Origin of the sequence: Pseudogulbenkiania sp. MAI-1 (assembly GCF_000527175.1) — a bacterium.
Lineage (GTDB): Bacteria > Pseudomonadota > Gammaproteobacteria > Burkholderiales > Chromobacteriaceae > Pseudogulbenkiania.
In genome coordinates this window covers 1,765,409-1,783,495 of sequence record NZ_AZUR01000001.1, presented here as the reverse complement: position 1 = coordinate 1,783,495, position 18,087 = coordinate 1,765,409, and the positions used below count along the sequence as shown (strand labels likewise).

At 64.0% G+C, this 18,087-nt stretch carries 15 protein-coding genes; 3 read left to right on the top strand and 12 right to left on the bottom strand.

Annotated features, from left to right (window positions below; all coding sequences use genetic code 11):
- The first annotated feature begins 90 nt into the window (after positions 1-90).
- Together PSEMAI1_RS0108290 and PSEMAI1_RS0108285 are read left to right on the top strand one after the other, a co-directional pair.
- The gene (locus PSEMAI1_RS0108290) at positions 91-1,482 is read left to right on the top strand and encodes an MFS transporter (RefSeq protein WP_024302428.1); all 1,392 of its coding nucleotides are present in this window, start codon (positions 91-93) and stop codon (positions 1,480-1,482) included.
- 58 nt (positions 1,483-1,540) lie between these two features.
- Positions 1,541-1,915: a helix-turn-helix domain-containing protein gene (locus PSEMAI1_RS0108285; RefSeq protein ID WP_232219865.1), complete on the top strand. Its 375-nt coding sequence runs from the start codon at positions 1,541-1,543 to the stop codon at positions 1,913-1,915.
- Here the strand turns inward: PSEMAI1_RS0108285 and PSEMAI1_RS0108280 are convergent.
- The 9 genes from PSEMAI1_RS0108280 to PSEMAI1_RS0108240 form a co-directional block, all read right to left on the bottom strand.
- Positions 1,905-2,846 carry a LysR family transcriptional regulator gene (locus PSEMAI1_RS0108280; protein ID WP_036986238.1) on the bottom strand — a complete coding sequence of 314 codons (942 nt, stop codon included), beginning with the start codon at positions 2,844-2,846 and terminating at the stop codon, positions 1,905-1,907. The two genes, PSEMAI1_RS0108285 and PSEMAI1_RS0108280, sit on opposite strands and share 11 nt — an antisense overlap.
- A 186-nt stretch (positions 2,847-3,032) precedes the next feature.
- Complete coding sequence (locus tag PSEMAI1_RS0108275) at positions 3,033-4,280, bottom strand: benzoate/H(+) symporter BenE family transporter (RefSeq protein WP_024302425.1); 1,248 nt, start codon at positions 4,278-4,280, stop codon at positions 3,033-3,035.
- Positions 4,281-4,368: 88 nt separating this feature from the next.
- Positions 4,369-5,148, bottom strand: a complete 780-nt coding sequence (locus tag PSEMAI1_RS0108270; RefSeq protein WP_024302424.1) for a 1,6-dihydroxycyclohexa-2,4-diene-1-carboxylate dehydrogenase — start codon at positions 5,146-5,148, stop codon at positions 4,369-4,371.
- 4 nt (positions 5,149-5,152) lie between these two features.
- On the bottom strand, positions 5,153-6,172 hold the full coding sequence (benC, locus tag PSEMAI1_RS0108265; RefSeq protein WP_024302423.1) for a benzoate 1,2-dioxygenase electron transfer component BenC: 1,020 nt from the start codon (positions 6,170-6,172) through the stop codon (positions 5,153-5,155).
- Positions 6,173-6,290: 118 nt separating this feature from the next.
- On the bottom strand, positions 6,291-6,782 hold the full coding sequence (benB, locus tag PSEMAI1_RS0108260) for a benzoate 1,2-dioxygenase small subunit (RefSeq protein WP_024302422.1): 492 nt from the start codon (positions 6,780-6,782) through the stop codon (positions 6,291-6,293).
- Entirely contained in the window at positions 6,779-8,146 is a 1,368-nt protein-coding gene (gene benA, locus PSEMAI1_RS0108255; protein WP_024302421.1) for a benzoate 1,2-dioxygenase large subunit, read from the bottom strand. The genes benB and benA overlap by 4 nt, the downstream gene beginning before the upstream one ends.
- Before the next feature lie 76 nt (positions 8,147-8,222).
- Entirely contained in the window at positions 8,223-9,143 is a 921-nt protein-coding gene (gene catA / locus PSEMAI1_RS0108250; protein ID WP_024302420.1) for a catechol 1,2-dioxygenase, read from the bottom strand.
- A 107-nt stretch (positions 9,144-9,250) separates the two neighbouring features.
- Entirely contained in the window at positions 9,251-9,541 is a 291-nt protein-coding gene (gene catC, locus PSEMAI1_RS0108245) for a muconolactone Delta-isomerase (protein ID WP_024302419.1), read from the bottom strand.
- A gap of 138 nt (positions 9,542-9,679) precedes the next feature.
- On the bottom strand, positions 9,680-10,786 hold the full coding sequence (locus PSEMAI1_RS0108240) for a muconate/chloromuconate family cycloisomerase (RefSeq protein WP_024302418.1): 1,107 nt from the start codon (positions 10,784-10,786) through the stop codon (positions 9,680-9,682).
- 111 nt (positions 10,787-10,897) lie between these two features.
- On the opposite strand from PSEMAI1_RS0108240, the gene PSEMAI1_RS0108235 reads away from it, so the two are divergent.
- The gene (locus PSEMAI1_RS0108235; RefSeq protein WP_024302417.1) at positions 10,898-11,809 is read left to right on the top strand and encodes a LysR family transcriptional regulator; all 912 of its coding nucleotides are present in this window, start codon (positions 10,898-10,900) and stop codon (positions 11,807-11,809) included.
- Positions 11,810-11,914: 105 nt separating this feature from the next.
- Here PSEMAI1_RS0108235 and tldD read toward each other — a convergent pair whose 3' ends face one another.
- From tldD to PSEMAI1_RS0108220, 3 genes are read right to left on the bottom strand one after another with little or no spacing between them, the layout of a single operon-like run.
- Positions 11,915-13,357, bottom strand: coding sequence for a metalloprotease TldD (gene tldD, locus PSEMAI1_RS0108230; protein WP_024302416.1), 1,443 nt, complete (start codon positions 13,355-13,357; stop codon positions 11,915-11,917).
- Between the two features lie 11 nt (positions 13,358-13,368).
- Positions 13,369-14,178 (bottom strand): carbon-nitrogen hydrolase family protein, encoded by an 810-nt coding sequence (locus tag PSEMAI1_RS0108225; RefSeq protein WP_024302415.1) that lies wholly within the window; start codon positions 14,176-14,178, stop codon positions 13,369-13,371.
- A gap of 2 nt (positions 14,179-14,180) precedes the next feature.
- Positions 14,181-18,029, bottom strand: coding sequence for a YhdP family protein (locus PSEMAI1_RS0108220; protein WP_232219864.1), 3,849 nt, complete (start codon positions 18,027-18,029; stop codon positions 14,181-14,183).
- Positions 18,030-18,087: the final 58 nt, after the last annotated feature.

Genomic DNA, 18,087 nt, shown 5'->3' with positions numbered 1-18,087 from the left:
TAACCGTGCCAGATCAAGCATAAAAACATGGCACGTGCGGGACTTGCTTGTAGCGCCTTTACGAGGGCTCGATTATTCATGGAGGAGAAAATGCATCGCGAATATAGCAAGGAAACGGTCAATGTACAGACATTGATCAACGAGCAGGAATTTTCGCCATATCACTGGCTGGTCTTGTTTTTTTGCTTTTCCATTCTGGCCTTGGACGGCTTTGATACGGCGGCGATCGGTTACGTCGCTCCCGCCCTCGTGGCGGAATGGGGGGTAAGCAAGCCCGCGCTGGCTCCGGTATTGAGCGCCGCGCTATTCGGCCTGGCGTTTGGCGCGATGGCAGCCGGCCCGAGCGCGGACCGATTCGGGCGGAAAAATGTCCTGATGGTATCCACCATCGTTTTCGCCCTTTTCAGCCTGTTGACCGCCTACGCCACCGACATCACCAGCCTGTCGGCATTGCGTTTTCTGACCGGCCTCGGCCTGGGTGCGGCGATGCCCAATGCCGTCACCCTGATCGCCGAATTGGCTCCGGCGAAGCGCCGCTCATTCGTGGTCAATGCCGTTTACGTCGGTTTTCCGCTCGGTGCCGCTGCGGGTGGCTTTGTCGCCGCCGGGGTGATTCCACATTATGGCTGGCAAGGCATTTTCATCCTCGGCGGCATTCTGCCGTTGGCCCTTCTCCCTTTCATGATGCGCTCTCTGCCCGAATCGGTGTCTTACATGACGGCGAAGCAGTACCCGGTCGAAAAAATCAGCCGCGTGCTGGAGCGCCTTTGCAACTGCAATCTGAGCCATGTCAAGAAATATGTCATGGGAGAACATTCAGGCAAAGGTAAAGCGGAAAAATCCGCTTTGGCCCTGATTTTGTCCAAGCCTTTCCTGGTCAGCACGCTGATGCTGTGGGTCACCTATTTCATGGGCCTGCTGATCTTCTATCTGCTGACCAACTGGATGCCGCTGATGATGAAAGACGCCGGATTCACCACGGAAAAGGCAGCCCTGCTGACGGCCTTGTTCCCGCTCGGTGGCGGCGTGGGCACCCTGGTGAGCGGCGTGTTGATGGACAAATTCAACCCCGGCCGCGTGCTCAGCATGGTGTATGTGCTGGCTGCCATCCTGCTCGTCGCGGTGGGCCAGAACATGGACAACGTCTCGCTCTTCGCCGTGCTGGTCTTCCTTGCCGGGGTCATGGTGACCGGTGCGCAGGCCTCCCTGCCGGCCCTGGCGGCGCCGATCTATCCGACGCAAGGCCGTGCGACGGGCATCGCCTGGATGCTGGGGGTCGGCCGCTTTGGCGGCATCGCCGGCGCCCTGCTGGGTGGAGTCTTGCAGGGGATGAAGCTGCCCTTCAGCCAGACCCTGATTCTGCTGGCGATTCCGGCCTGTATCGCGATGCTGGCCTTGTGGATTCTGTCCGTGAAAACCAGCCGCACCGAGGAGGATATTGACGGCAGCGGGCAGGTGCTGGAAGCGGCCGAGAGCAAGTAAGACACGCCGCATTCGATCGATAGTCGGGAAGGTGAACGCAGCGCGTCGGAGCCGGGCAATGCATCCGGCAACGGCCCGACCCGCGCTTTCATCTTCCCGGCCCGAACCGGCAACCGCCTTGCCAGATAAACATCACGAATTTCCCATTTTTCACACGGCAAATCGGGCCGACATGGAAACATTCCACACCCCATTTGAACGAGGCTTGGCAGTGTTGCAAGCCTTTTCCGAAGCCAGCCCCAGCATGTCGGCCACCGAACTGAGCGCCAAAACCGGCATCCCGTATTCGGCTGTTTATCGCTGCCTGCATACGCTCATCAAACTGGGCTTTGTCAGCAGGCAGGAAAAAGGCTGTTTTACCTTGACGGAAAAAGTGCTGACGTTGAGCAAGGCCTACTGCAAACCACTATATGGGCCAGCGGTTATTTACTGAGCGTCACACAATCGAGAACCCCTTGCGAAATAATGGGGATCATATGCTCTTCTTCATAAATATCGACAATCATTCTGATAAGCAATTTAATATCATTCGACTCATCGAGCAGGCGGGTACTCAATATGATGGGAGAGATCATATTGGGGTCGTCCAGCTCCTTATAGCAGACCCCTTCACGCCTCAGACCCTGCACACTACCCGGCACGATGGCTACGCCCTCTCCGGCCGCCACCAGGCCGATCGCGATTTGCAGTTCGCGCGCCTCGTAAATGTTTCTCGGCTCCAGCGCGCGGTCGTGAAACGCCGCCAAGACCTGATCAGCAAAACTGGGGCGCGGGGATTTCGGAAAGACAATGAGTGTCTCCGCGGCGAGATCTTGCAGTGACAACGCCGATTCGACCATGGAGAGCGGATGCTCGTCGGGCAAGGCGACGATCAGGCGTTCTTCGCGCAGCACGATGCGGCGCACGCTGGGGTCTTCGTGCCGTATCCGCCCAAACCCGACATCGATCTTGCCTTCCTTGAGCGCGCTGATCTGCTCCATGGTCGTCATTTCGTGCAAGGTCAATTCGATGGTCTTGTGCTCGGCCCGGAATCGCCGGATGACCTTGGGCAGCATGCCGTACAGCGTCGAGCCGACAAAACCGATCGACATCTTGCTCTCGATGGTCCCGATACGCTTGGTCATCGCCTTCAGCTCCCGGGTCTGCGACAGCAGTTGCTGGGCATGCGCATAAAAAAACTGGCCGGCCTCGGTGAGTTTGAGCGGACGCGAGCCACGCTCGATGAGCAGCACGCCCAGGTCGTCCTCCAATTGTTGAATCTGGCGACTCAATGGCGGCTGCGCGATGTGCAGCCGTTCGGCCGCGCGCGTGATGTTGCCCTCTTCCGCAACCGCAACGAAATAACGCAGGTGGCGCAGTTCCATATCGATACCTCCAATCACCCGACCCACCACCTGCCCATGGCAGTGGAGGTCGAATATCGTGCGGGAAATGGTGTTGTCGTACCGACCCCATCGGGGCAGCAGACATCGGGGCGGGAGACTCGCTGCCGGCGAGCACGCCCCGCACCTTGAAGAAAGGCTGATGAAAGAAAACACAGGGCCCTTGCGTCAGTGGGCTGATGCTTTCCTGGGAGGCCGCTGATGGGGCTGGTTCAGCACCAGATAGGCGATGCAGCCGATCACCACGCCCCAGAACGCCGAGCCCAGGCCGAGAAAACTCATGCCGGATGCAGTGGCCAGAAAGGTGATCATCGAGGCTTCGCGGTGCTCCGCCTCCTCCACCGCCCCCAGCACGTTGGCCGAAATGGCGCCGATCAGCGCCAGCCCCGCCAGCACGGCGACAAACTCCTTGGGCAGGGCGGTGAACAACAGCACGATGGAGCTGCCGAACATCCCGCCAACCAGGTAGAACGCCCCGTTGGCGATGCCCGCCACGTAACGCCGAGACGGGTCGTCGTGCGCGTCCTTGCCGGTGCACAGCGCGGCGGTGATGGCGGCGATGACGATGGTGATGCCGCCGAAAAAGGCCACCACGAGCGAGGCCAGGCTGGTGGCGGTGATGATCGGCCGGGCCGGCGTGTCGTAGCCCGACACGCGCAGCACCGCCATGCCGGGCAGGTGCTGCCCGGTCAGGCTCACCATCACCAGCGGGATCGCCAGGCTCAGCGTGGTTCCCAGCGTCCACTCCGGGTGGATGAATATCGGCGTGGCCAGGCTCAGGCGCACGTCGCTCAAATGGGTCTGGCCGAGCAGCACGGCCAGCGCGGCGCCACAGGCCAGCACCAGCACGATGCAGTAGCGCGGCAAGAGCCGTTTGAACAGGATGTAGGCGGCGACCATGCCGAACGCCAGCACCGGCATCGACGTCACCGACTTGAAGGCATTGGCACCGAACTGGAACAGGATGCCCGCCATCATCCCGGCGGCGATGCCTTTCGGAATGTGGCGCATGAGGCGGTCGAACGAACCCGAGGCGCCGATCAGCAACAGCACCACGGCGGCGGTGAGATAGGCCCCCACGGCCTGGTTCAGCGTGATGCCGGGAAACAGCGTCACCAACAGGGCCGTGCCCGGTGCCGACCAGGCCGTCACCACCGGCACCTTCAGCCGCCAGCTCAGCACGATGCCGGACACCGCCGCCCCCAGCGAGATGGCCCAGACCCAGGACGAAATCATCTCGTTGGGCATGTTGGCCATCTTGGCGGCCTGGAAAAAGATCACCAGCGGACCGGAATAGGAAATCAGCACCGCGAGGAAGCCGGCGGTGATGGCGGAGAGCGACCAGTCCTGGCGCAGCGAACCGCGTACCTCCGGTGCGGGTGACGCAAGAGAACTGCCTTGGGATGAATGGTTCATTGAGTATGCCTCACCAAAAAATGACCTCTCATCCATCATGGGTGAGAGGTCCGAACGCGATGATGCAAGAAGGATTCGTGGGTGGCACCTAGCCCAGATCGCCGCCGCCGACCGGCAACACCGTGCCGGTGATGTAGGACGCCTCGTCCGACGCCAGGAACAGGATGGCGCGCACCTGCTCCTCGACGGTGCCGTAGCGATGCATCAGGCTGCTGGCGATGGTTTGGTCGACGATGCCCTGATACCAGATTTTTTCCTGCTCACTCATCGGCGCACTATTGCGTGGCACCTTGCGCGGCGGTGCCTCGGTGCCGCCGGTGGCCACGGCGTTGACGCGGATGCCGTCCTCGGCGTGTTCGAAGGCGAGGCTCGCGGTGAGCGCGTTCACCCCGCCCTTGGCGGCCGAGTACGGGATACGATAAATCCCGCGCGTGGCGATCGACGACACGTTGACGATCACCCCCTGCTGGCGCGCGACCATGCCGGGCAGCACGGCGCGGCAGCACCACAGCGTCGGGAACAACGAGCGGCGAATCTCGGCTTCGATCTGCGCTTCCTCGTATTCCTGGTAGGGCTTGGCCCAGATGGTGCCGCCGACGTTGTTGACCAGCACGTCGACGCGGCCGTGCGCCTCTTCGGCGGCTTCCACCACGAGCTGGGCACCGTTGTAGGTTTCCAGGTCCGCCGTCACCACCATGGCACAGCCGCCCTTGGCTTTGATCTCGCCGGCCACCTCGTGCACCAGCTCGGAACGGTCGGCCAGCACCACCAGCCCACCCTCTTCCGCCACCGCCAGCGCCACACCACGGCCGATGCCCTGCGCCGCGCCGGTGACGATGACGACTTTGTCTTTGAAACGTGTACTCATGGGATCAGGCCTCGCTACTGGCGGAGAATTTTTCGTAGAGGAAGCTCGCCGGGGTCACGCCCGACTGCTGCAGCCAGCCGCGCACCGCCTCCACCATCGCCACCGGCCCGCACAGGTAGACGTCGACATCGCCCGCATTCAGCCATTCCGGCTCGATGTGTTGCGTGACATAGCCCTTGCGCGGGTGGGCGCTCTCGGCCGCCACCACGCAGGTGCGGTATTCGAACTGCGGCAGCCTGGCCTTGATGGCATCGAGCTGCTCCAGCGCCACCAGGTCGACGCCGTTGGTAACGCCGAACACCAGGCGGATCGGCTGTGCGCTGCCGCTTTCCGCCAGCACGTCGAGCATCGACAGGAACGGCGCAATACCGGTACCACCGGCCAGGAACAGCACCGGCCGCGCGACCTCGCGCAGGTAGAAGCTGCCGTAGGGGCCGGCAAAGGTCATGCGCTGGCCGACCTGCGCATCGCGGCTCAGGAAATGGCTCATGCGCCCGTTCGGCACGTTGCGCACCACGAACGCGGCCTGGGTCGCGCCCGGGGCCGAACTGAACGAGTACGAGCGGGTCAGCTCGGTGCCGGGGATGCCGACGTTGACGTACTGGCCCGGCAGGAACGACAGGCTCGCCGGGTCGTCCAGCGTGATCGAGAAGCCGATGGTGGAATCGGACAACGGCTCTACGGCCGCGATGGTGCCACCAAAGCTGGACACGCCGGTCTTGCAGGCCGCCGACGAGGCCGGGATCTTGACTACGCAGTCGGATTTCGGCTTGGTCTGGCAGCCCAGGATATAGCGCTGGCCGGCTTCTTCGGCCGTCAGCGCGTCTTCAATGTAGCTGGATTCCGGCAGGTCGTACTCTCCCGACTCGCAAAAGCAGCGGCACGCGCCACAGGCGCCGTCGCGGCAATCGAGCGGAATGTTGACCTTCTGGCGATAGGCGGCATCGGCCAGCTTTTCACCTTCGTTGCAAGTGATGAAGCGGGTCACGCCGTCTTCGAACTGGAGGGCGATGTTGTAGCTCATGGTGGGTACTCCTGCCTTGCAGAGCCGCGCACGCAACCTCCCCAGCCGCCGCACCGGGCGGGTAGCGACGGCAGGCGGAATACATGGCGGGGGGATGCCGGCGGCTTTCGATGCTTGCTTAAATGTGGTAGATGTCGATCACCTGGTGGATGTAATCGTTCTTCAGCACCACATACTTGTTGCGGATCTGTGGGCGCTCGCCACCGAAGTCGATCACGTAGCGCGCCATGCCGAAATGGCTGTAGTTGGTCTTGTAGCGGTGGCTCAGCGTGTGCCAGTTGAAGCGCACCGTGACCAGGTCGCCGTCCTGCTTTTCCAGTTCCACGTTGCTGATGTTGTGGCTGGTGCGGGTGTCCGGCATCGTCGCGCTGGAGCGCTCGGTCTTGATGCGGAACACGCGGTCTTCCAGGCCCTGACGGCTCGGGTAGTAGATCAGCGAGATTTCACGCTGCGGGTCGGTGACGAGCTTGTCGTCATCGTCCCACGACGGCATCCAGAACTCGGCGTCGGGGTGGTAGCACTCGAGCCACTCGTCCCACTGCTCGTCGTCGAGCAGACGGCTTTCGCGGTAGAGAAAGGCGCGGATCTGGTCCATGTTCACGGTGCTCATGCCTGACTCCCTTCAGCAGCAACGGCTTGCTTCATCACGTCGAGCCAGTAGCGGTGCTGCACCGTGTACAGGCCCTCGTCCTCGGTCTTGACCCCACTCAGCACCGGCTTGAGGCCGATCTTCCTGGCCGCTTCGTCGGCACCTTCGATCCAGTGAGTGGAACCGCGGCACATGTCGTTCCATTCCACCGCACGGCCGGCGTAGCCTTGCTGGCAGGCGCGGAACTCCTCCAGGTCGTCCGGCGTCGCCATGCCGCTGGCGTTGAAGAAGTCTTCATACTGGCGGATGCGGCGGGCGCGTGCTTCGGCATCTTCGCCCTTGGGCGCGATGCAATAGATGGTGACTTCGCTCTTGCCCACCGACAACGGGCGCACCACGCGGATCTGCGAGCCGAACTGGTCCATCAGGTACACGTTCGGGTACAGGCAGAGGTTGCGCGAGTTGCGCACCATCCAGTCCGCCATTTCGGGGCCGAGCTTGGCGGCGTATTCGTCGCGGCGGGCGAAGTTGGGGCGGTCCTCCGGATTGGCCCACTGGGTCCACAACAACATGTGGCCGTGCTCAAAGGCGTAAAAGCCGCCGCCCTGCTTGCCCCACTTGCCGGCGTCCATGGCGCGGGTGGTGTCCTCGCGGCCGGCCTGCTCCTTGCGGCGGTTGGTGGTGGCGGCATAGTTCCAGTGCACCGCCGAGACGTGGTAGCCGTCGGCGCCGTTCTCGGCGGTCAGCTTCCAGTTGCCGTCGAAGGTGTAGGTGGAGGAGCCGCGCAGCACTTCCAGGCCATCCGGGGACTGATCGACGATCATGTCGATGATCTTGGCGGCCTCGCCGAGGAAGTCGGCCAGCGGTTTCACGTCCGGGTTCAGGCTGCCGAACAGGAAGCCGCGATAGTTCTCGAAACGCGCCACCTTCTTGAGGTCGTGCGAGCCTTCCTTGTTGAAGCAGTCCGGGTAGCCGGCGTCGTCCGGGTCCTTCACCTTCAACAGCTTGCCGCTGTTGTTGAAGGTCCAGCCGTGGAACGGACAGGTATAGGTGGCCTTGTTGCCGCGCTTGTGGCGGCACAGCGTGGCGCCGCGATGGGTGCAGGCGTTGACGAAGGCATTCAGTTCACCCTGGCGGTTGCGCGCGATGAAGATCGGCTGCCTCCCCATGGTGGTGGTGTAGTAATCGTTGACGTTGGGGATCTGGCTCTCGTGCGCGAGATAGATCCAGTTGCCTTCGAAGATATGCTTCATCTCCAGTTCGAACAACGCTTCGTCGGTGAACACGCTGCGGTGCACGCGGTAGTCGCCGGTCTGCGGGTTCTCGATCAGGTAATCGTCGAGCTTCTTCAGCTTCGGCGTGGCATCGGGATGGATGGGGATCATTTCCGTTCTCCTCGTTCGAGTCGGTCGGACCACGCCCAGGCGTGGCCCGTCCCTGTGGCTTTATGCTCGGCGTCGATCAGGCGCTGGCGCGCTGGCGCTCGACTTCGGTCGTCGGTGCGGCCGTGGTTTCGCCGTTGAGGCGGAAGTCGAAATCGATCGAGGCGAACGGCTTCTGCAGCCCCTTCTTGTCGATCTCAACCGGATCGGTGATGCGGTTCACGGCCGGAACCAGGCCCTCGCGGCTGGCGAAGGCGAAGTCGTCCCACAGGTACTCGTCACCGTCGATGTTGATCTGCGTGGTCAGCTTGCGATGACCGGCGGCAGTCACGAAGAAGTGGATGTGCGCCGGACGGCGGCCGTGGCGGCCGAGCAGGTTCAAGAGGCGCTGCGTGGTGCCCTCCGGCGGACAGCCGTAGCCCATCGGCATGATGCTGCGGAACTGGTAGCGGCCGTTGGCATCGGTGATGATGGTGCGGCGCAGGTTGAAGTGCGACTGGCTCTTGTCGAAGAAGGAGTAGTTGCCCATCAGGTTGGCGTGCCACGCTTCGACCTGAGCGCCCGGCAGCGGCTTGCCGTCGGCGTCGTACACGGTGCCCTGCATGAACAGCACTTCGCCCTGGTCGGCCTCGGTACCGTCGTCCATGCGGGCAAAGCCTACCGACTTCGGGGCGCCGGCGACGTAGAGCGGGCCTTCGATGGTGCGCGGGGTGCCGCCGGTGATGCCGGCTTTGGCTTCGGCCTCGTCCATGCGGATGTCGACGAAGCGTTCCAGACCCAGGCCGGCCGCCAGCAAGCCCAGTTCGTGGGTCGCGCCGGCTTCGGCGAAATACTCCAGCCCCTTCCACACTTCGCTCGGGCTCAGGTCCAGATCCTCAATCGCCTTGAACAGGTCGCTGGTCAGCCGAACCACGATCTGCTGGACACGCGGATTCACCTCGCCGCTGGCGGTATCGACGATGAAGCTTTTCACCAGTGCGTCGATTTCTGCATGAGTCATGTCTCTACTCCTTTATGTCGCTTGTAATAATCAATGAGTTAAATTGAACCGGCCGAACCCATCTGACGGCTTTTCCACTTTTAAAAACTGACAACGACTATTTTTTATTAGCGGTCGTCATCCCGAATCGACGAGGGGTGACGGCACAAAGGCATTACTTCGATCTTCATGTACGGGAACAAGGGCAAGGTGGAAATCAGAGTGTGCAATTCGTCCGGGCTTTCCACGTCGAAAATACTGACGTTCGAGTACTGCCCGACGATCCGCCACAAATGACGCCATTTACCCTCGGCCTGCAAAGCCTGCGCCTTGGCCTTTTCCACGCGCTTCAATTCGGCGGCATCGGCCTCCGGCATCGAAGGCGGCAAATGCACATCCATCCTGACGTGAAACAACATGAACTACTCCCCAATTGGTTAATTCAAAGCCGCCAAGAAAACCCAGCGAAGCGGTACCGGCTAGGCGCGCGGCCGCAGACAGTACAAGTAGTACGGCAAGGCCGCGCAACAACGCCGGTAGGGTTTTTATTGGTGGCGCTAGCGGCGCATGAAGGCCAATTTGTCCCTGTCTATTTGAATGCCCAGGCCCGGCTTATTCGGGACCTGCAGCATGAAATCCCGGTATTCCAACGGCTCGGCCAGAATTTCCTCGGTGAGCAGCAAGGGGCCGAACAATTCGGTGCCAAAGCTCAGGTCACCGAAGGTGGCGAACACGTGAGCGGAAGCCGCGGTGCCGACTGCACCTTCCAGCATCGTGCCGCCGTAGAGCGCGATGCCGGCGAGCTGGGCGATGTCCGCCACCTGCTTGGCCGGCACGAGGCCGCCGGACTGGGCGATCTTCACCGCGAACACGTCGGCGCCGGCATTGGTCGCCAGCTCGAAGGCGTCGAGCGGCCCATGCAGCACCTCGTCGGCCATCATCGGCACGGCGAAGCGCTTGGCCAGCCGGGCGAGGCCGGCCCGGTTCTCGGCGCGCACCGGCTGCTCGATCAGATCGATGCCGCCGGCTTCGAGCGCGGCGATGCCATTGACGGCGTCGAGTTCGCTCCAGGCCTGGTTCACGTCGACGCGCACGCTGACCTCGTCGCCGAGCGCCTTCTTGATGGCCAGCACGTGGGCCACGTCGTCGGCCACCGGGCGCAGGCCGATCTTGAGCTTGAAGATGCGGTGGCGACGCAGCTCGAGCATCTTCTCGGCTTCGGCGATATCCTTGGCTGTGTCGCCGCTGGCCAGCGTCCAGGCCACCGGTAGCGCCTCGCGCAGACGGCCGCCCAGCAGTTCGGACAGCGGGAGGTTCAGGCGGCGGGCCTGGGCATCCAGCAGCGCCGTTTCCAGCGCACACTTGGCGAAGCGGTTGCCCTGGATGGTCTTGCGCACCTTGGCCATCGCCGCCGCCACGTTGCGCGCGTCCATGCCGATCAGGAGCGGGGCGATGTGCGTGTCGATGTTGACCTTGACGCTCTCGGGGCTCTCGTCGCCGTAATTGAGCCCACCGATGGTGGTCGCCTCGCCCCAGCCCTCGATACCGTCTTCACACAGCACCCGCACCAGCACCAGGGTCTGGGTATTCATGGTGGCCACCGACAGCTTGTGCGGGCGGATGGTGGGCACATCGGCTAGAATGGTTTCGATGGATCTGATCATGTCTTTTTGATATGAAAACGAATCGGGTTGACTTGACGTGAAGCATAAGTATTTGATTTTTCACCGTCCAACACCGATTTAGTATCCATTTCATACCTGCGAGGTATACCCATGGAGCTGCGCCATCTGCGCTATTTCATCGCCGTCGCCGAAGAACTCAACTTCACCCGCGCGGCTGAGCGGCTGCATATCGCCCAGCCACCGCTGAGCCGGCAAATCCAGCAACTGGAAGAAGACCTGGGGGTGCAGTTATTCGAGAGGAATGTGCGCCCGCTCAAGCTGACCGAGGCGGGGCGCTTCTTTTACGCCCACGCCCAGCAGCTGCTGGCGCAGACGGCGGAGCTGGCGTCGATGACCAAGCGGGTGGGGAAGATCGAGCGCAAGATGTCGATCGGCTTCGTCGCCTCGACGCTCTACGGCATGCTGCCCAAGGTGATCCGGCGCTTCAGATCTCAGTTCCCCGAGATCGAACTGAGCCTGCACGACATGACCACCATGGAGCAGATCCAGGCGCTCAAGGAGGGGCGGATCGACGTGGGCTTCGGCCGCATCCGCCACGAGGACCCGAACGTGCGCCGCATCCTGTTGCGGGAAGAACGCATGGTGGTGGCGCTGCCGTCCGAGCATCCACTGCTCTTGGCCAAACCGGTCTTATCGTTGAAAGACCTCGCGTCGGAAACGGTGATCATTTTCCCCAAGGCACCACGACCGAGTTTCGCCGATCAGGTGCTGGCCGCCTTTCGCGACCGGGCGATCGAGCCCAAGAAGATTTACGAAGTGCGCGAAGTGCAGATCGCCCTGGGACTGGTGGCGGCGGGGGAAGGCGTTTCGGTGGTGCCCGCCAGTGTGAAAGGACTGAAACGCGAGGATGTCTGCTATATGGAGCTGGATGACCCTCAACTGGTCTCCCCCATCATCATGAGCATGCGCATGCTCGATGAATCGGAGGACATCAAGGCCATGCTGGCGATGATTTACGATTTATACCGCGAACAAAACATCGACCATTTTCCGCCCCAGTAAGCATCGTCTTGTCCGTGCGGGGACCACCGCAGGCGTTGTTCCCGCCCCCAAAATAACAAAGGGGCATCACACGATGCCCCCTGTTCATTCCCGCAGCCCGACGCCTCAGCCGCCGGTCCCGCCCACCGTCAGGCCGCCGTCGATGCGCAGCGTCGGCTGGCCGACGCCGACCGGTACGCTCTGACCCTCCTTGCCGCACACGCCGACACCGGCGTCGAGCTGCAGATCGTTGCCGATCATCGACACATAGTGCAGCACGTCCGGACCGTTGCCGATCAGCGTCGCACCCTTCACCGGGTAGCTCAGCTTGCCGTCTTCGATGCGCCAGGCCTCCGACGCCGAGAACACGAACTTGCCGCTGGTGATGTCCACCTGGCCGCCGCCGAAGTTCACCGCGTACAGGCCGTCCTTGACCGAGGCGATGATCTCCTGGGGGTCATGCTGGCCGGCCAGCATGTAAGTGTTGGTCATGCGCGGCATCGGGATATGGGCGTAAGACTCGCGCCGGCCGTTGCCGGTCGGTGCCACGCCCATCAGGCGGGCGTTCATCTCGTCCTGCATGTAGCCCTTGAGGATGCCGTCCTCGATCAGCACGGTGCGTTCGGTCGGATTCCCCTCGTCGTCGACCGACAGAGAACCGCGCCTGGAAGCCAGCGTGCCGTCGTCGACCACGGTCACCCCCGGGGATGCCACCGCCTGGCCGATACGGCCGCTGAAGGCCGAGGTGCCCTTGCGGTTGAAATCGCCCTCCAGCCCGTGGCCGATGGCCTCGTGCAACAGCACCCCCGGCCAGCCCGGCCCCAACACCACGGTCATCTGGCCGGCCGGTGCCGGACGCGACTCCAAGTTGACCTTGGCCTGCTCGACCGCCTGGCGCACGTAGCGCTCCACCACCTCGTCGGTGAAATGGGACAGATCGACCCGGCCGCCGCCACCGCTGCTGCCGGACTCGCGCCGACCGTTCTGCTCGGCGATCACGTACACCGACATGCGCACCAGCGGACGGACGTCGGCGGCGCGCACCCCGTCGTGGCGCGCCAGGTAGATCACGTCGTACTCGGACGCGAGGCCGGCCATCACCTGGATGATGCGCGGGTCCATGGCGCGCGCCAGTTTCTCGACCTTCTCCAGCAGCGCCACCTTGGCCGCCGCCTCCAGACTGGAACAGGGGTCGAGCGCCGGGTACAAGGCCGTGGCGCGGCGCGGGCTGACCGACCCCACCGAACCGCTGCCGCCGCTGCGGCCGATCTCGCGCACCGCATCGGCGGCACGCAGCAGCGCCTCGGCGTTGATCTCGTCGGAATAGGCGAAGGCGGTCTTCTCGCCCGCCACGGCACGCACCCCGACGCCCTGATCGATGTTGAAGCTGCCCGACTTGACGATGCCCTCCTCCAGACTCCAGCCCTCGTGGCGGGTGTACTGGAAGTAGAGATCGGCATAGTCGACCTGATGCTCGGTCATGCGCGCCAGGGTCTTGTCGAGGTCGCGCTCGTCCAGTCCGGACGGGGCCAGCAGCAGGTCGCGGGCGATGGTGGAGACGTCTTGCATGATGGAATCTTTCACGGCAGTACCCGGTGCGCCAGCGCCGGCAAGCGGCTGCGCACCGACTGGATAAGGGAAGGATCGATCTCGGCGAGCACCACGCCCTCGCCCTTGGCATGCTGGGCCAGGATACGCCCCCACGGGTCGACGATCATCGACTGGCCATGCGTCTGGCGGCCGTTCTGGTGGGTGCCACCCTGCGCCGAGGCGATCAGGTAGCACTGGTTCTCGATGGCGCGCGAGCGGATCAAGGGCTCCCAGTGCGCCTCGCCGGTGGTGGCGGTGAAGGCCGCCGGCAGCACGATCACGTCGACCGGCGACAGCCCGCGGAAGAGCTCGGGGAAGCGCAGGTCGTAGCAGATACTGAAGGCGATGTCGGCCAGCGGCGTGCTCACCTTGACCGGCTCGGTGCCGGGCCGGATGGTATTGGACTCGCAATAGCTCTCGCCCGTGCCGGTAAACCCGAACAGGTGGATCTTGTCGTAGCGCGCCACCACCTCGCCCTGCGGGTTGTAGGTCAGCGTGCTGTTGAATACCCGGTCCGGCTCGGGGCACTCCAGCGGCACCGTCCCCCCCACCAGCCAGACGCCGTGCCGGCGCGCCATGGCGGCCAGCGCCGCCTGGATCGGGCCGGCGCCGAACGCTTCGCGGTGCGCCACCTTGTCGCTGTCCTGCTCGCCCATCAGGCAGAAATACTCGGGCAGCACCACCAGGCTCGCGCCCTGCTGTGCCGCCTCGGCAACCAGGCGCGCCGCGGCGTCGAGGTTGGCCGACACGTCGGTTCCCGAGACCATCTGCACGGCGGCGGCGGTAAATTTTTGCTTCATGGCTATTTTGTCTTTTCCTGATCGGCCTTCACCGTACCGACCTTGTTGACCACCGGGTCGGCGAGCGACCCCTTTACCTCGTAGTCTACCGAGAAAATCTTGCCGACGGGGTCCTGCAGCAGTTTTTGCGCCGCCAACGCGGCCACCCCGGCCAGCGGATTCAGCAGCGCCGCCCCGGTCGCCAACGCCACGCTCTCCGACAAGCGCGGCTCGACCCGAACCCGGATATCCTGGGTCTCGCTGTTGAGATCGACCCGGCCCTTGATGCCCACGGCGGCGGCGGGGCCGTTCATCGCCACGTTGTCGGAAGTGAACACGCCGTTGCTGATGGCGGCACGGCCGGTCAGCGAGTCGAAAGCGAAACCGTCGCTGAACATGTCGGTGAAATCGAGCCGGATGCGGCGCGGCAGCGATTGCAGGCTGATCACGCCCAGCAAGCGGGCCGCCCCCGGGCTCACCTTGGCAAAGCGCCCGTTGCGGAAGTCCACCGCCATCTCGCCCGACATGCGCGACAACTCGTAATCGGTCAGCCCACCCGGCCAGCGCAGCTTGCCGTCGAGCGTACCCTCGCCCTTACGGAAGGTATCGCCGTAGCCGAAACGCTCCAGCAACTCGCCCAGGTTGGCCGACTTCAGCTTGAATTCGACGTCGACCCGCGGCGCCACGCCGTCGCTGGCGCGGGCGGAGCCTTGCAGCGTACCGCTGCCGGACTGCAGGACGAAACGGTCGAGCAGCCAATCCCTGCCGGACTGCACCGCATGCAAATCGAGTTTGCCGACGTTTCTGCCACTATAGAGCAGATTGCCCACCTCGACGTCCAGCTCCGGCAGGGACTCGTCCTCTGCCGGGACAGAGGGCGCCAGCGCCTGTGAGGCACTGGCCGGCAGCGGCAGCGCCAGCCGGGCGATCTTCGCCTTGAGCCGGCCCTGTCCCTGTGGATAGTAGTCGGCTTCGGTCACCAGCTGATCGGATGCGAAATTGACGCGCCAGTAAGGCTGGGCCGGCGTCCGAGTGAGGCGGGCCGACACCCCGGAGAACTGGCGCGCGCCCACCTCCAGCCGGCCGGCGTTGAGTTCCACCCGCCACGGCCAGTCGAGCGTCCCATCGCCTCCCGCGCCGCCGGCCGTGCGGCTCTTGATCAAGGCCTGCCAGGGCTTCAGCGCGATCACCGGCTGCGCCACGCGCAGCGTGAGGCCCGGCGTCTGCGGCTCGCCGACCGGGCGTCCCACCGCAATCTGCGCCGCGCTGAACGAACCGTCCTCGGTCAGCCGCAGCCGTCCACCCGCCCGTTTGTTGTCGACGCTGAAACCCACTTGCCAGCCGCTCGCCGGCGCCTTGGCCGGCTGCACCTCCACCGCCAGCGGCCAGGCTTCGCCGGCCGCCTTGCTGGCAGGCGCCGGCGCGGTGATGGCCGTTCCCATCAGATCGGAACGCACACTCAAGCCCTCCAGCCCCTTGCCCACCTGGAAATTGACCGCATAACGAGAGCGGCCGGCGGCATACGGCGCGAGGAAAGACGCATAACGTTGCAAGACCTGGGCGGAATTGGCCTCGCCGTCCACATGGAAGCTCATCCGGCCACTGGGCTCGGTCGCGGCCCGCAAGGTAAACGGCCCGCCCAGCGCAGTCAGCTTGAGACCGTTGCTGGCCACGCCCTTCTCGGTAAACCGCAGCACACCGCGCACGCCGTCCGCCACGGGAATCGGCCAACGCGTGAACGCCAGACGGTTACCGCCGAAGGACAGGTCGCCGGTGACACGGCTCTCGCCTGCCGCGGACAAGGGCACGGCGATGGTCAGGTCGAGCCCGGCCGGCCCCGTCGCCTGGATCTGCCCGGTAAAGCCGCCCAGCCAGCCGTCGACCGGGCTGTGCGTGGTGAACGCCAGCAGCTTGGCGAGCTCACCCTTGGCCTTGCCCTTGATGTCCAGCACGGGGGCGGCGGCCCCCAGGTCGGCGATGCCGACCTTCACGTCGCTCAGCGGCACGCCCAGCGTGGACGCCCGCGAGGACAGTATCTCCATCTTCTCGTTATGGAAGCGCAACAAGGCGTTGATGCCGTCGAGCTTCGGCCAGGCCGGCTCGTATTCGAGCTGCCCCCCCTCTACCTGCGCCTCGACCAGGAACACGCCATTGCGCCCGCCCTTGAACGGGAAGTCGTCCAGATCGCCCTTGAGCAACAGCGAGACCTTACGCGCCTCGCCCCCCTTGAGGGCCGCGCGAAGCCAGCGGATGGTGTCCGCCCCGGCCTCGTACGGCAGATAGTCCGGCACGCGCACCGCCAGGACCCGGTTGATTCCCGCCTTGAGGTCGATCAGGCCCGCCCCCTTGCCGGTGTAGCGGTACTGGCCGGACAACCAGCCCTGCAGATCGCGGTTGCCGAAATCCACTTGGCGGAAGGCAACGTCCACGCCTTGGGCCGTCCTCTTCCAATCGACGTCGGCCTTCAGGTGTTCAAAGCCCAGCGGCAGCGGAAAAACCCGCGACAGTTGCAACGACGAGGCCCCCGCGTTCAGCTGCAGATTCCCTCCACCCTGGTCGAAGCGGATCTGCCCGCTCACGCCGGACACGCCCGGCACCGGCCCCGTTTCCGCCCAGGCCAACTGCTGGAAGCCGCTCGCCACGCTGTACTTGGCCGGCGCCTCGATCCGGCCTTGCCAGCTGACGCTGACATCCTGCAACTTGCCGGAGGGCGAGAACCGGGCAAACAGCGGCGACTGGTCAGCCCCCAGGGCATGAATCAACGGAGTCAGGTGCGTGAGCGAGGCATTGTCCAGCTTCAAGTCGCCGCCGTTCTTGGACCAGAAGCCCGAAATACGCGAGCGATCGAACGCCAGCCCCGTGGTGCTGGCCAGGGTCAGGTCGCGCGCCTCGATCCGATACTTGTCGCCGTCGCGCTCCACTACCAGTTGGCCGCCCAGCTTGGGAACATTCAGCTCACCGGCATCGGTCGGGGCATACGCTGCATTCTTGAGGTCGATGTTGGCCTTGAGACGGTCGACCCGCCCCTGGCTGAAAGCCACCTCAAACACGCCGTCGCCCTCGCCGGAACGCACCCCGCCCCACTGCCGCAGATAACGTGACCACGGACTGACCTTGACCCCCTGCCAGTCGACCCTGAGTTCGCCCTTCCACTCCTTCCACGCCCGCACATCGTCGCCGCGCCATCGTGCCGACAAGGCGATGGCGCGCCCGAGCGCGGCGGAAGGCTGGCCAGTGATTTTCAGGGCATGGCCCAACAATCCGCTGCTGAACTCGGCCTGTCCCTTGTCCAGCTGGAAACGCGGCAAACCGAGCAGTTCGTCCTGCCAGGACAACCGGGCGTTGTTGATGAGCAGCGACGACTGGTTGAGCCACCAGTTGGCGGCGCTGCCGTCGCCGCCATGGCCGCCGCCACCCCCCGACGAGATGTCGAAGCCATTGAGGTACAGCACCCCGTCGCGCCCGCGCACCAGGTCGACCACCGGACCATCCACGACGATATGGGAAAATCGGGGCGACCACACCAGCAGGCTGCGCCAAGCCGGCGTCAGGCTGACGCGCTCGAAGCTCAAGGCCGCGCCGTCGCGCGGATTGGCCATTGTGACACCATAGAGATCCAGCTGCGGCGCCACGCCGACCCACTGCCCCTGCAGCTGGCGAATCATCACGACCCGGCCGGTTTGGCGAGACAGCAGGTCCGCCAATTCGTCACGGTAGTGCTCCAGATGGGGGAGGAACCAGAAACTGAAAACGGCAAACGCGCTGGTCAGCAATAGCACAGCCGCCGCCAGCAAGACGCCCCCCCATCTCAGCACGAACTTGAGGGACGCCACCGCCGGCAGCTGAAGAAAAGACAGTCGATGCTTTTCCAAGAAAGGGAACCATTACACAATGAGAAAAAATGACCGGACCGTAACGATCAGAGCGGAG